The 13,455-nt window shown below is 70.1% G+C and carries 15 protein-coding genes; 14 read left to right on the top strand and 1 reads right to left on the bottom strand.

What is annotated here, in order from left to right; genetic code table 11:
- The first annotated feature begins 98 nt into the window (after positions 1 to 98).
- The 13 genes from map (at position 99) to glmM (ending at position 10,343) form a co-directional block, all read left to right on the top strand.
- Positions 99 to 938: a type I methionyl aminopeptidase gene (gene map, locus PUR71_RS16030; RefSeq protein ID WP_329927685.1), complete on the top strand. Its 840-nt coding sequence runs from the start codon at positions 99 to 101 to the stop codon at positions 936 to 938.
- A gap of 128 nt (positions 939 to 1,066) precedes the next feature.
- Entirely contained in the window at positions 1,067 to 1,492 is a 426-nt protein-coding gene (gene mscL, locus PUR71_RS16025; protein ID WP_329927659.1) for a large conductance mechanosensitive channel protein MscL, read from the top strand.
- 194 nt (positions 1,493 to 1,686) lie between these two features.
- Positions 1,687 to 1,908, top strand: coding sequence for a translation initiation factor IF-1 (infA, locus tag PUR71_RS16020; protein WP_003956442.1), 222 nt, complete (start codon positions 1,687 to 1,689; stop codon positions 1,906 to 1,908).
- A 32-nt stretch (positions 1,909 to 1,940) separates the two neighbouring features.
- On the top strand, positions 1,941 to 2,054 hold the full coding sequence (gene rpmJ, locus PUR71_RS16015) for a 50S ribosomal protein L36 (RefSeq protein ID WP_003956441.1): 114 nt from the start codon (positions 1,941 to 1,943) through the stop codon (positions 2,052 to 2,054).
- A gap of 180 nt (positions 2,055 to 2,234) precedes the next feature.
- On the top strand, positions 2,235 to 2,615 hold the full coding sequence (rpsM, locus tag PUR71_RS16010) for a 30S ribosomal protein S13 (protein ID WP_097237495.1): 381 nt from the start codon (positions 2,235 to 2,237) through the stop codon (positions 2,613 to 2,615).
- A 72-nt stretch (positions 2,616 to 2,687) separates the two neighbouring features.
- Positions 2,688 to 3,095, top strand: a complete 408-nt coding sequence (rpsK, locus tag PUR71_RS16005; RefSeq protein ID WP_030232513.1) for a 30S ribosomal protein S11 — start codon at positions 2,688 to 2,690, stop codon at positions 3,093 to 3,095.
- A 147-nt stretch (positions 3,096 to 3,242) separates the two neighbouring features.
- Entirely contained in the window at positions 3,243 to 4,265 is a 1,023-nt protein-coding gene (locus PUR71_RS16000) for a DNA-directed RNA polymerase subunit alpha (RefSeq protein ID WP_030055844.1), read from the top strand.
- Positions 4,266 to 4,394: 129 nt separating this feature from the next.
- On the top strand, positions 4,395 to 4,889 hold the full coding sequence (gene rplQ / locus PUR71_RS15995) for a 50S ribosomal protein L17 (protein WP_329927658.1): 495 nt from the start codon (positions 4,395 to 4,397) through the stop codon (positions 4,887 to 4,889).
- Positions 4,890 to 4,978: 89 nt separating this feature from the next.
- Complete coding sequence (gene truA, locus PUR71_RS15990; RefSeq protein ID WP_329927657.1) at positions 4,979 to 5,890, top strand: tRNA pseudouridine(38-40) synthase TruA; 912 nt, start codon at positions 4,979 to 4,981, stop codon at positions 5,888 to 5,890.
- Between the two features lie 41 nt (positions 5,891 to 5,931).
- A complete protein-coding gene (locus PUR71_RS15985) occupies positions 5,932 to 7,590 on the top strand; it encodes an ABC-F family ATP-binding cassette domain-containing protein (protein ID WP_329927656.1) in 1,659 nt (552 codons plus the stop codon).
- Between the two features lie 232 nt (positions 7,591 to 7,822).
- Complete coding sequence (gene rplM, locus PUR71_RS15980; RefSeq protein ID WP_030055846.1) at positions 7,823 to 8,266, top strand: 50S ribosomal protein L13; 444 nt, start codon at positions 7,823 to 7,825, stop codon at positions 8,264 to 8,266.
- Between the two features lie 45 nt (positions 8,267 to 8,311).
- Positions 8,312 to 8,815: a 30S ribosomal protein S9 gene (gene rpsI / locus PUR71_RS15975; RefSeq protein ID WP_329927655.1), complete on the top strand. Its 504-nt coding sequence runs from the start codon at positions 8,312 to 8,314 to the stop codon at positions 8,813 to 8,815.
- 163 nt (positions 8,816 to 8,978) lie between these two features.
- Positions 8,979 to 10,343, top strand: a complete 1,365-nt coding sequence (gene glmM / locus PUR71_RS15970) for a phosphoglucosamine mutase (RefSeq protein WP_329927654.1) — start codon at positions 8,979 to 8,981, stop codon at positions 10,341 to 10,343.
- Positions 10,344 to 10,427: 84 nt separating this feature from the next.
- Here glmM and coaA read toward each other — a convergent pair whose 3' ends face one another.
- Positions 10,428 to 11,423 carry a type I pantothenate kinase gene (gene coaA / locus PUR71_RS15965; RefSeq protein WP_329927653.1) on the bottom strand — a complete coding sequence of 332 codons (996 nt, stop codon included), beginning with the start codon at positions 11,421 to 11,423 and terminating at the stop codon, positions 10,428 to 10,430.
- A gap of 99 nt (positions 11,424 to 11,522) precedes the next feature.
- Between coaA and glmS the strand changes: the two genes are divergently transcribed.
- The gene (gene glmS, locus PUR71_RS15960) at positions 11,523 to 13,379 is read left to right on the top strand and encodes a glutamine--fructose-6-phosphate transaminase (isomerizing) (protein WP_329927652.1); all 1,857 of its coding nucleotides are present in this window, start codon (positions 11,523 to 11,525) and stop codon (positions 13,377 to 13,379) included.
- Positions 13,380 to 13,455: the final 76 nt, after the last annotated feature.

The raw sequence follows: 13,455 nt of genomic DNA, 5'->3' as shown, positions 1-13,455 counted from the left end.
ACGTACGTACGGCCGCGCTCCCCATCCCGGGCAGCGCGGCCGTACGGCGTCGTACGGTGGTACGCAGTGGAAAACGGAACGTGGAAGGCGTGACCCAGATGGTGGAGATCAAGACCCCCGAGCAGATCGCGAAGATGCGAGCGGCCGGGCTGGTCGTCGCCGAAGCGCTGAAGGCCTGCCGTGAGGCGGTCGCTCCGGGGGTGACGACCCAGGAGCTGAACGACATCGCGGACAAGGTGATCACCGACCACGGCGCCACCTCCAACTTCCGCGCGCACCACGGCGGCCTGTGGTTCCCGGGCGTGATCTGCGCCTCGGTGAACAACGAGGTCGTGCACGGCATCCCCGGCGACCGGGTGCTGCAGGAGGGCGACATCATCTCGATCGACTGCGGCGCCATCCTGGACGGCTGGCACGGCGACTCGGCGATCACCGTCGCGGTCGGCGAGGTCCGCCCCGAGGTCGAGATGCTGAGCCGGGTGACCGAGGGCTCGATGTGGGCCGGCATCGCGCAGATGAAGAAGAGCAACCGCCTGGTCGACGTCTCCAAGGCGATCGAGGGCTTCATCCGCCGCCAGCCGCTGCCGCCGAAGGGCAAGTGGGGCATCACCGAGGGCTACGGCGGCCACGGCATCGGCACCGCGATGCACATGGAGCCGCACGTCCTGAACTACGTGGAGCGCGGCCGCGGCAAGGGCCCCAAGCTCGTCCCCGGCACCGTGCTGGCGATCGAGCCGATGGTCTCGCTGGGCACCCCGCACACCACGGTGCTGGAGGACGACTGGACGGTCGTCACCAACGACGGCACCTGGGCCTCGCACTGGGAGCACTCCGTCGCCGTCACCGAGCAGGGCCCGCTGGTCCTGACCGCCTTCGACGGCGGCAAGGCGGAGCTCGCGAAGCTCGGCGTCACGGCCGCGCCGGACCCGCTCGCGTAGTCCGCGGACGGCCGACTGCGGCCGCTCGCAAGGCATCGAAGCCCTGGAGGTTTGGACCTCCAGGGCTTTTGTCCTATTTTTATCGGCTGACAGTGGCCACTGGTGGGTTCAGAGCGAGGAGAGAGCACGTGCTCAAGGGATTCCGCGACTTCATGATGCGCGGCAACGTCGTCGACATGGCGGTCGGTGTCGTCATCGGTGCCGCGTTCACCGGGGTGGTGACCGGCTTCGTGTCCGCGTTCCTGACCCCGCTGGTCGGCGTGGTCGTCGGCGCGGCCGGCGACTTCAGCTCGTACAAGGCGACGGTGGCCCACGTCACCTTCCCGTACGGGCAGTTCCTCAACGTGGTGATCGCGTTCGTGATGACCGCCGCGGTGCTCTACTTCTGCGTCGTCCTGCCCGTGGGCAAGGCCACCGCCCGGTACATGCCGAAGAAGCCGGCCACCCCGAAGCGCCCGTGCCCCGAGTGCCTGACCGAGATCCCGGAGGCGGCCCGCCGCTGCTCGGCCTGCACCGCCCACGTCGAGCCGGTGACGGTCCTCGCCAGGGCGTGAGGCCGGGGGTGTGACGGTGGCCGCCTTCCGGTACCCCCGTTTTGGCCCACCGGACGCGCTGGCGTAGGATGGACCGTCGGCTCACTCGTAGCGTGCTTCAGCACGCCCTCTTCCCCTCGGGGGCGGGGTGAACCCAGGTTCGCACGAGCGTTCCGCATACGGTAGCCGGTCCCGGAAGGTGGATCTCGCAGTTCATGGCTAAGAAGCAAGGCGCCATTGAGATCGAGGGCACCGTGATCGAGTCTCTTCCGAACGCGATGTTCAAGGTCGAGCTGCAGAACGGTCACAAGGTCCTCGCGCACATCAGTGGCAAGATGCGCATGCACTACATCCGCATCCTGCCGGACGACCGGGTCGTCGTGGAGCTCAGCCCCTACGACCTCACGCGCGGCCGGATCGTCTACCGCTACAAGTAAGAACGTCAGATCTAGACCCGGAGAACCTGAACATGAAGGTCAAGCCGAGCGTCAAGAAGATCTGCGACAAGTGCAAGGTGATCCGCCGCCACGGCCGGGTCATGGTGATCTGCGACAACCTGCGCCACAAGCAGCGCCAGGGCTGATCTCTCCCCAGCATTTCTCGTAGTACTTCGCGCGACGCGAAAACGTCATAAGCGGGCTACCCGATCCGTCGACGGGACACCGGACGGACTGCCGCCCCCGGTCAGAGGCCGGGGCTCCCTCATCGTGAGATGTCGGAGTAGGTAGCACGCAAGACCTCTGAAGAAACACAGGAGCCTTGAATGGCACGCCTCGCCGGCGTTGATCTCCCCCGTGAGAAGCGGATCGAGATCGCCCTCACCTACGTGTACGGCATCGGCCGTACCCGCGCCCAGCAGACCCTGGCCGAGACCGGTGTCAACCCGGATGTCCGCGTTCGCGACATCTCCGAGGAAGACCTCGTCAAGCTGAGCCAGTACATCGACGCCAACTACACGGTCGAGGGTGACCTCCGCCGTGAGGTGGCCGCCGACATCCGCCGCAAGGTCGAGATCGGCTGCTACGAGGGTCTGCGTCACCGCCGTGGCCTGCCGGTCCGCGGCCAGCGCACCCACACCAACGCGCGTACCCGCAAGGGCCCGCGTCGCGCGATCGCCGGCAAGAAGAAGCCGGGCAAGAAGTAGTCCGTCCCGTCACCGGACATCCCTCCGGCCCGCGGGTCAGCGGACCGACCACCTCAGTAGGAGAACAGACTTATGCCCCCCAAGGGTCGTCAGGCTGCCGGCGCGAAGAAGATCCGCCGCAAGGAAAAGAAGAACGTCGCTCACGGCCACGCGCACATCAAGAGCACGTTCAACAACACCATCGTTTCGATCACCGACCCCGCGGGCAACGTGATCTCCTGGGCCTCCGCCGGCCACGTCGGCTTCAAGGGCTCGCGCAAGTCCACCCCGTTCGCCGCGCAGATGGCCGCCGAGGCCGCTGCCCGTCGCGCGCAGGAGCACGGCATGCGCAAGGTTGACGTCTTCGTGAAGGGTCCGGGCTCCGGCCGCGAGACCGCGATCCGTTCGCTCCAGGCCACCGGCCTGGAGGTCGGCTCGATCCAGGACGTCACCCCCACCCCGCACAACGGCTGCCGTCCGCCGAAGCGCCGCCGCGTCTGACGCAGCGCCTTCGGGCACGCAGTACCTGCTCCAAACCTCGTACGGGGTCCCGCTCGGTCTGATCCAACACAGTCTGCGGGACCCCGTACGCTTGGTCCTGTCGGCATCAAATAGTGGGTGCCGAAGACAATCGGAGGATTATCCCCCATGCTTATCGCTCAGCGTCCCTCGCTGACCGAAGAGGTCGTCGACGAGTTCCGCTCGCGGTTCGTGATCGAGCCGCTGGAGCCGGGCTTCGGCTACACCCTCGGCAACTCCCTGCGCCGCACGCTCCTGTCGTCGATCCCGGGTGCCGCTGTCACCAGCATCCGCATCGACGGCGTCCTGCACGAGTTCACCACCGTGCCGGGCGTCAAGGAGGACGTGACCGACCTCATCCTCAACATCAAGCAGCTGGTCGTCTCCTCGGAGCACGACGAGCCGGTCGTGATGTACCTGCGCAAGCAGGGCCCGGGTGTCGTCACCGCCGCCGACATCGCGCCGCCGGCCGGTGTCGAGGTGCACAACCCGGAGCTGGTCCTCGCCACGCTGAACGGCAAGGGCAAGCTGGAGATGGAGCTGACCGTCGAGCGCGGTCGCGGCTACGTCTCCGCCGTCCAGAACAAGGCCTCCGGCCAGGAGATCGGCCGCATCCCGGTCGACTCGATCTACAGCCCCGTGCTGAAGGTCACCTACAAGGTCGAGGCCACCCGTGTCGAGCAGCGGACCGACTTCGACAAGCTGATCGTCGACGTCGAGACCAAGCCCGCCATGCGTCCGCGCGACGCCATGGCCTCGGCCGGCAAGACCCTGGTGGAGCTGTTCGGCCTCGCCCGCGAGCTGAACATCGACGCCGAGGGCATCGACATGGGCCCGTCCCCGACGGACGCCGCCCTGGCCGCCGACCTGGCGCTGCCGATCGAGGAGCTCGAGCTCACGGTCCGCTCCTACAACTGCCTCAAGCGCGAGGGCATCCACACCGTGGGTGAGCTCGTGGCCCGCTCCGAGGCCGACCTCCTCGACATCCGCAACTTCGGCGCGAAGTCGATCGACGAGGTCAAGGCGAAGCTGGCCGGCATGGGCCTGGCCCTCAAGGACAGCCCGCCCGGGTTCGACCCGACCGCGGCCGCCGACGCCTTCGGCGCCGACGACCTGGACGACGCGGGTTACGCCGAGACCGAGCAGTACTAAGAGATTTGGCCGCGGGGGCGGTTCTTCCGAGGACCGTCCCCGTCGTCGTGAAAGTCGTGCGGGCACAGTGCCCGCACGCCCGCTGCGGTACCTGGTACGGCCGCAGTCGGAGATCCAAGGAGTAATTCCATGCCGCGTCCCACCAAGGGTGCCCGCCTCGGCGGTGGCCCGCACCACGAGCCGCTGCTGCTCGCCGGTCTGGCCCGTGAGCTGTTCCAGTACGGCCGCATCACCACCACCGAGGCCAAGGCCCGCCGCCTGCGCCCGCTGGCGGAGAAGCTGATCACCAAGGCGAAGAAGGGCGACATCCACAACCGTCGCCTGGTGCGCAAGACGATCACCGACATCGCCGTGCTGCACACCCTCTTCACCGAGATCGCGCCGCGCTACGAGAACCGCCCGGGTGGCTACACCCGCATCACCAAGGTCGGTCCCCGTCGTGGCGACAACGCCCCGATGGCCGTGATCGAGCTGGTCGAGGCGCTGACCGTCGCGCAGACCGCCGTCGGCGAGGCCGAGGCCGCCACCAAGCGCGCCGTCAAGGAGGCCGACGAGGCCGCCGCCGTCGCCAAGACCGACGACGCGGACAAGGCCGACGAGGCCGAGGCCGCCGAGCAGGCCTGACACCTCCGGGTGTAAAGCGGGCCCGTTCTCCCAGCCATGGGGGAGCGGGCCCGTTCCTTGTCCTCGAGGTCCCCGGGAGAAGAGAAGCAGTGGTCAACGATTGCGCCGAGCAGCCGCCCGTGAAGGACGGCCCGGCCGACGGGTACGTCCGCGTCCGGCTCGACCTCGCCTACCACGGCGCCGAGTTCTCCGGCTGGGCCCGCCAGAAGGGCGGCCGCCGGACGGTCCAGGAGGAGATCGAGAGCGCGCTGCAGGTCGTCACCCGCAGCGGCGAGCTGTTCCCGCTGACCGTGGCCGGCCGCACCGACGCCGGAGTCCACGCGCGCGGCCAGGTCGCGCACGTCGACCTGCCGGCCGAGCTGTGGGAGGCGCACCGCGAGAAGCTGCTGCGCCGGCTGGCCGGGCGGCTGCCCGGGGACGTCCGGATCTACCGGGTCGGCGAGGCGCCGGCCGGGTTCGACGCCCGCTTCTCGGCGATCTGGCGGCGCTACGCGTACCGCGTGGCCGACCACCCGGGCGGGGTGGACCCGCTGCTGCGCGGGCACGTGCTCTGGCACGACCGGCCGCTCGACCTCGACCGGATGAACGAGGCCGCGAAGCTGCTGCTCGGCGAGCACGACTTCGCCGCGTACTGCAAGAAGCGCGAGGGCGCGACCACCATCCGCACCCTGTTGGAGCTGCACTGGGACCGCGTCCCGGTGGACCCCTACGCCGCCCAGGAGGGCTCGCTGGCGGTCGCCACCGTCCGCGCCGACGCGTTCTGCCACAACATGGTCCGGGCGCTGGTCGGCGCGATGCTGCTGGTCGGCGACGGGCACCGGCCGGTGGAGTTCCCCGGCGAGGTGCTGGCCGGCGGGGTGCGCAACTCGGCCGTCAACGTGATCCGGCCGTACGGGCTCACGCTGGAGGAGGTCGGCTACCCGGCCGACGACCAGCTCGCCGAGCGCAACCGTCAGGCGCGCCGCATGCGGACCCTGCCCGGGCAGCCGGCCGCCGGGTAATCCGTTTTGGCCGGGGGCGCCGGCTTGGGACAATCGCTCCCATGGGACACGTCGAGATTTCGCACCTTGAGTACTACCTGCCGGACGGACGGGTGCTGTTCGACGACGCGTCCTTCCGGGTCGGCGAGGGCGCCGCGGTCGCCCTCGTCGGGGCCAACGGTGCCGGCAAGACGACGCTGCTGCGCATGATCGCGGGCGACATCCAGCCGCACGGCGGCTCGGTGACGATCAGTGGCGGGCTCGGCGTGATGCGCCAGTTCGTCGGCACCACGGGCCGCGAGGACCAGTCGGCCACGCCCGGCGCGCTGCCGGCCGACGCCTCGGTGCGCGACCTGCTGGTCTCCGTCGCCCCCGAGCGGATCGCCACCGCCGCCCGCGCGGTGGACGCCGCCGAGCTCGCGATGATCGCCCAGGACGACGAGAAGACCCAGATGGCCTACGCCCAGGCGCTCTCCGACTGGGCCGACGTCGGTGGCTACGACTACGAGACCGACTGGGACGTCTGCACCATGGCGGCCCTCGGCGTGCCCTTCGACAAGGCCCAGTGGCGCGGCCTGAACACCCTCTCCGGCGGCGAGCAGAAGCGGCTCGTCCTGGAGGCGCTGCTGCGCGGCCCGGAGGAGGTCCTCCTCCTCGACGAGCCGGACAACTACCTGGACGTCCCGGGCAAGCGCTGGCTGGAGGAGGCCATCCGGACCACCTCGAAGACCGTGCTGTACATCTCGCACGACCGCGAGCTGCTCTCCAAGACCGCCAACAAGATCATCGCCGTGGAGTCCGGCGCGGCCGGCAGCAGCGTCTGGGTGCACGGCGGCGGCTTCGACACCTTCCACGAGGCCCGCAAGGCCCGCTTCGAGCGCTTCGAGGAGCTGCGCCGCCGCTGGGACGAGGAGCACGCCAAGCTCAAGAAGCTGGTCGTCACCCTGCGCCAGGCCGCCGCCGTCAGCCACGAGATGGCCTCCCGCTACGCCGCCGCCCAGACCCGGCTGAAGAAGTTCGAGGACGCCGGCCCGCCGGAGGCGCCGCCGCGCGAGCAGAGCATCACCATGCGGCTCAAGGGCGGGCGCACCGGCGTGCGCGCCTTCACCATGGAGCAGCTGGAGCTCACCGGCCTGATGCAGCCCTTCGACCTGGAGGTCTTCTACGGCGAGCGGGTCGGGGTCCTCGGCGCCAACGGCGCGGGCAAGTCGCACCTGCTGCGGCTGCTGGCCGGCGACGAGACGGTCGCCCACACGGGGACGTGGAAGCTCGGCGCCCGGGTCGTCCCGGGCCACTTCCGCCAGACGCACGCCCACCCGGAGCTGTTCGGGCGCACCGTCCGTTCGATCGTCGAGGAGGAGCACGCGCTCAGCCGCGGCGCCGCGATGGGCGCGCTGCGCCGGTACGAGCTGGACCGGCAGGAGGAGCAGAAGTTCGAGTCGCTGTCCGGCGGCCAGCAGGCCCGGCTGATGATCCTCAAGCTCGAACTCTCCGGCGTGACGGCCCTGTTGCTCGACGAGCCGACCGACAACCTGGACCTGGAGAGCGCCGAGGCGCTGCAGGCCGGGCTGGAGGCCTTCGACGGCACGGTGCTGTGCGTCACGCACGACCGGTGGTTCGCCCGGACCTTCGACCGTTACGTGGTGTTCGGGGCCGACGGCCGGGTGTACGAGTCGCCCGAGCCGGTCTGGGACGTCACCCGGGTCGAGCGCGAACGCTGAGTGACGGACGGGCCGGTCCGAGGGGATTTTTGACCCCTCCCCGCCCGCCCGGTAACCTGGACGCTTGATGTGCGTATTGGCTCGCTCTATCTCACGTGAGAGGTCGGTACGCCGGAGACATCAGGTCGACGACCAGCGATCACCCTTGAATTGCGTCCAAGGTTGATCAGGCTGCTCTTCCGTCCCGGTGCTCCTGTCAGGACTCACTCACTGAAAAGCGAAGGCTACGACCGTGCGTACGTACAGCCCCAAGCCCGGCGACGTCCAGCGTCAGTGGCACGTCATCGACGCGACCGACGTCGTGCTCGGCCGCCTGGCCTCCCAGGCCGCCAACCTCCTCCGGGGCAAGCACAAGGCGATCTACGCGCCGCACGTTGACACTGGTGACTTCGTCATCATCATCAACGCCGACAAGGTGCACCTGTCCGGTAACAAGAAGACCCAGAAGCTGGCCTACCGCCACTCGGGCTTCCCGGGCGGTCTGCGGTCGGTGCGCTACGACGACCTGCTGGCGAACAACCCGGAGAAGGCCGTCGAGAAGGCCATCAAGGGCATGATCCCCAAGAACAGCCTGGGCCGTCAGATGCTCTCGAAGCTGAAGGTCTACTCGGGCGACCAGCACCCCCACGCTGCCCAGCAGCCGGTGCCGTTCGAGATCACCCAGGTCGCGCAGTAATTCGGCCACCAAGCCCCCCATCACTGAAAAGAGCTGAGGAACACCGTGGCCGAGACCACTGAAACCCTTGAGGTCGACTTCGACGAGAACGTCGTCGAGGGCGAGTACACCTCCGAGGAGAGCTACACCTCCGAGTCGCTGGCCGGCCGCTTCGGCGAGGCCGTCCCCGGCGCGGGCCTGGGCCGTCGCAAGGAGGCGATCGCCCGCGTGCGCATCGTCCCCGGCACCGGCCAGTGGAAGATCAACGGTCGCACCCTCGAGGGTTACTTCCCGAACAAGGTGCACCAGCAGACCGTGAACGAGCCCTTCAAGCTCCTCGAGCTGGACGGCCGTTACGACGTCGTCGCCCGCATCAGCGGTGGCGGCGTGTCCGGCCAGGCCTACGCGCTGCGCCTCGGCGTGGCCCGTGCCCTGAACGAGGCCGACGTGGACAACAACCGCGGCGCGCTGAAGAAGGCCGGCTTCCTGACCCGTGACGCCCGCGCCGTCGAGCGCAAGAAGGCCGGTCTGAAGAAGGCCCGCAAGGCGCCGCAGTACAGCAAGCGCTAATCGCGTCCCAGGGGGTGCGTACCGCCCTGGCGGCGCCGCCCCCTGGTTCGTGCAACCGTCGCCCCGGAGTACCACGTGTACTCCGGGGCGACGCGTTCCCCGGTTACTGTGCGGCGGCCGGGGCCGAGTGGACTTCCGGGACTGGTTGATGGAGGACGGGACAGTGGGACGACTCTTCGGTACGGACGGCGTGCGCGGAGTGGCCAACGTGGGCCTGACGGCGGAGCTCGCGCTCGGCCTGTCGGTCGCGGCGGCCCACGTGCTCGGCGAGGCCGGCGCCTTCGACGGCCACCGGCCGGTCGCGGTGGTCGGCCGTGATCCGCGGGCGTCGGGCGAGTTCCTGGAGGCCGCGGTCATCGCGGGCCTGGCCAGTTCCGGCGTCGACGTGCTGCGCGTCGGCGTGCTGCCCACCCCGGCCGTGGCGTACCTCACCGGCGCGCTCGGCGCCGACTTCGGCGTGATGCTCTCCGCCAGCCACAACGCGATGCCGGACAACGGCATCAAGTTCCTCGCCCGCGGCGGCCACAAGCTGGACGACACGATCGAGGACGCGATCGAGGCCCACTACCGCGCCCACGCCCTGGGCGGCGAGGAGTGGAACCGTCCGACCGGCGCGGCCGTCGGCCGGGTGCGCGAGTACACCGAGGGCTTCGACAAGTACGTCGCCCACCTGATCGGCGTCCTGCCCAACCGCCTGGACGGCATCAAGGTCGTCATCGACGGCGCCCACGGCGCCGCCGCCTACGTCGCCCCCGAGGCCTTCGCCCGGGCCGGCGCCGAGGTCGTCCACACCCTGGGGGCGGAGCCCACCGGCCTCAACATCAACGACGGCGTCGGCTCCACCCACCTGGACCGGCTGCGCACCGCGATGAAGGAGTACAAGGCCGACCTCGGCATCGCCCTCGACGGCGACGCCGACCGCTGCCTGGCCGCCGACGCCGACGGCAACGAGGTGGACGGCGACCAGATCATCGCCATCCTCGCCGTCGCCATGAAGGAGGCCGGCACCCTGCGCCGCAACACCGCGGTCGCCACCGTGATGTCCAACCTCGGCTTCAAGCTGGCGATGGAGCGCGAGGGCGTCGACCTGGTGGAGACCGCCGTCGGCGACCGCTACGTGCTGGAGGCGATGAAGGAGCACGGCTTCGCGCTCGGCGGCGAGCAGTCCGGCCACGTCATCCTGCTGGACCACGCCACCACCGGCGACGGCACCCTGACCGGCCTGATGCTGGGTGCCCGCCTGGCCGCCACCAAGCAGCCGCTGGCCGACCTGGCCGCCGTGATGACCCGGCTGCCGCAGGTCCTGATCAACGTCAAGGGCGTCGACAAGGGCCGGGTGAGGACCAGCACCGAGCTGGCCGCCGCGGTCGCCGAGGCCGAGGCCGAGCTGGGCTCCACCGGCCGGGTGCTGCTGCGCCCGTCGGGCACCGAGCCGCTGGTGCGCGTCATGGTCGAGGCGGCGGACGCCGTCCAGGCCGAGGGCGTCGCCGCCAAGCTGGCCGAGGCCGTGCGGACGCACCTGGGCTGATCCCGGAGGTGACGAAGGCCCCCGCCGTGCTCCCTTTCAGGGGGTGCGGCGGGGGCCTTCGCGATCTGCCGGTGGTACGGGGCGTCAGAGCTTGCGCAGCAGGGCCCGGCGGACCTTGTGGTCCGCGCCCTTCTGCAGGATCAGGGTGGCCCGGCCCCTGGTCGGCAGCACGTTCTCCAGCAGGTTCGGCTTGTTGATGGTGCGCCAGACCTGCCGGCCGTAGTCCATCGCCTCCTCCTCCGGCACCTCGGTGAAGCGGCGGAAGTAGGAGTTCGGGTCCTGGAAGGCGGTCTCGCGCAGCTTGCGGAAGCGGTCCAGGTACCAGTGCTCGATGTCGTCGGTACGGGCGTCGACGTAGATCGAGAAGTCGAAGTAGTCGGCCACCGCCAGGCGGGTGCGGCCGTCGGTGCCGGGCAGCGCGGGCTGGAGGACGTTCAGGCCCTCGACGATCAGGATGTCCGGGCGCTCCACGGTGAGCCGCTGGTCCGGGACGATGTCGTACACCAGGTGCGAGTAGACCGGGGCGCTGACGCGGTCCTTGCCCGCCTTTACGTCCGCGACGAAGCGCATCAGCGCACGGCGGTCGTAGGACTCGGGGAAGCCCTTGCGGGCCATCAGGCCCCGGCGGCGCAGCTCGGCGTTGGGCAGCAGGAAGCCGTCGGTGGTGACCAGTTCGACCCGCGGGTGCTCGGGCCAGCGGGCCAGCAGGGCCTGCAGTAGTCGTGCGGTGGTCGACTTGCCGACCGCGACGGAGCCGGCCACGCCGATGATGAACGGCGTGCGGGTGCGCTCGGTGTCCGGGGTGTCCAGGAACGTGCCCAGCGCGCCCCGCAGGTCGTGCGTGGCGTGGATGTACAGGTTCAGCAGCCGGGACAGCGGCAGGTAGACGTCCCGGACCTCGTCCAGGTCGAGGGCGGTGCCGAGACCGCGCAGCCGCTCCACCTCCTCGGCGGTCAGCGGCAGCGGCGTACGCTCGCGCAGGGCGCTCCACTCGGCCCGGCTGAGGTCCACATAGGGGGACGGTGACGGGCCGGAGGTGGTCGCGCCCCGCGTACAGAGTTCGGTCAGCACATGCTCCATTGTGAGCCGTTGCGGCGTTCACGGTGGTTGTGGTGTCGGTCACGCACTGTTCGCGAAAGGTGGGAAAACGGGCCCAGACCCGCCCTTATGCTGGCACGCATGTGCGGAATTGTTGGATACGTGGGCGCGCAGCCCGCCCTCGACGTAGTAATCGCAGGCCTGCAGCGACTGGAGTACCGGGGCTACGACTCGGCCGGTGTCGCCGTGCAGGTCCAGGGCTCCGACGGGCAGTGGAGCCTCGCCACCGACAAGCGGGCCGGCAAGCTCGCCAACCTGGAGAAGTCGCTCGCCGAGTCCCCCCTGCCCGGCGGCACCACCGGCATCGGCCACACCCGCTGGGCCACCCACGGCGGCCCGACGGACGCCAACGCCCACCCCCACCTGGACGACGACGGCCGCGTGGCCGTCGTGCACAACGGCATCATCGAGAACTTCGCCCAGCTGCGTGCCGAGATCGCCGAGCGCGGCCACACCCTGCGCTCCGAGACCGACACCGAGGTCGTGGCGCACCTGCTCGGCGAGGCCTACCAGGGCGACCTCGCCGAGGCCATGCGGGTGGTCTGCCGCCGGCTGGACGGCGCCTTCACCCTCGTCGCCGTGCACGCCGACATGCCGGACGTCGTCGTCGGCGCCCGCCGCAACTCGCCGCTGGTCGTCGGGCGCGGCGAGGGCGAGAACTTCCTCGCCTCGGACGTCGCCGCGTTCATCGCGCACACCCGCGAGGCCGTCGAGCTGGGCCAGGACCAGGTCGTCGAGCTGCGCCGCGACGGCGTGACCGTCACCAACTTCGACGGCACTCCGGCCGACGTGCGCGAGTACCACGTCGACTGGGACGCCTCGGCCGCCGAGAAGGGCGGCTACGACTACTTCATGCTCAAGGAGATCGCCGAGCAGCCGAAGGCCGTCGCCGACACCCTCCTCGGCCGCATCGGCACCGACGGCCGGCTGACCCTCGACGAGCTGCGCATCTCGGACGCCGACCTGCGCTCCGTCGACAAGGTCGTCATCGTGGCCTGCGGCACCGCGTTCCACGCCGGCATGATCGCCAAGTACGCGATCGAGCACTGGACCCGCATCCCCTGCGAGGTCGAGGTCGCCTCGGAGTTCCGCTACCGCGACCCGATCATGGGACCGGGCACGCTGGTCATCGCGATCTCGCAGTCCGGCGAGACCATGGACACCCTGATGGCCCTGCGGCACGCCCGCGAGCAGGGCGCCAAGGTGCTGGCGATCTGCAACACCAACGGCTCGACGATCCCGCGCGAGTCGGACGCGGTGCTGTACACGCACGCCGGTCCCGAGGTCGCCGTCGCGTCGACCAAGGCGTTCCTCACCCAGCTGGTCGCCTGCTACCTGGTCGCCCTGTACCTGGGCCAGGTCCGCGGCACCAAGTGGGGCGACGAGATCTTCACGATCATCCGCGAGCTCGGCGACGCGCCCAAGCAGGTCGAGCAGGTGCTGGAGACGATGGAGCCGGTGCGCGAGCTGGCCCGCTCGCTGGCCGACGCCCGCTCGGTGCTGTTCCTCGGCCGCCACGTCGGCTTCCCGGTGGCCCTGGAGGGCGCGCTCAAGCTCAAGGAGCTCGCCTACATGCACGCCGAGGGCTTCGCGGCCGGCGAGCTGAAGCACGGCCCGATCGCGCTCATCGAGGAGGGGCTGCCGGTCGTCGTGGTCGTGCCCTCGCCCCGCGGGCGCTCGATCCTGCACGACAAGATCGTCTCCAACATCCAGGAGATCCGCGCCCGTGGCGCCCGGACGATCGTGATCGCCGAGGAGGGCGACGAGGCGGTCGTGCCGTACGCCGACCACCTGATCCGCATCCCGGCCACGCCGACGCTGCTCCAGCCGCTGGTGTCCACCGTCCCGCTCCAGGTCTTCGCCTGCGAGCTGGCCACGGCCAAGGGCCACGAGGTCGACCAGCCGCGGAACCTGGCGAAGTCCGTCACGGTCGAGTAGGCGTCCGGCCCGGATCGGCGTCCCTGCGGTGGCTGTGCCCTGCCGCAGGGGCGCCGTTCGTGTTCCCGGGGCGCGG

Source organism: Streptomyces sp. SP17BM10 (genome assembly GCF_036322405.1).
Lineage (GTDB): Bacteria > Actinomycetota > Actinomycetes > Streptomycetales > Streptomycetaceae > Kitasatospora.
The sequence above is the reverse complement of the archived record's forward strand: the minus strand, read 5'-3'. Positions and strand labels throughout refer to the sequence as shown.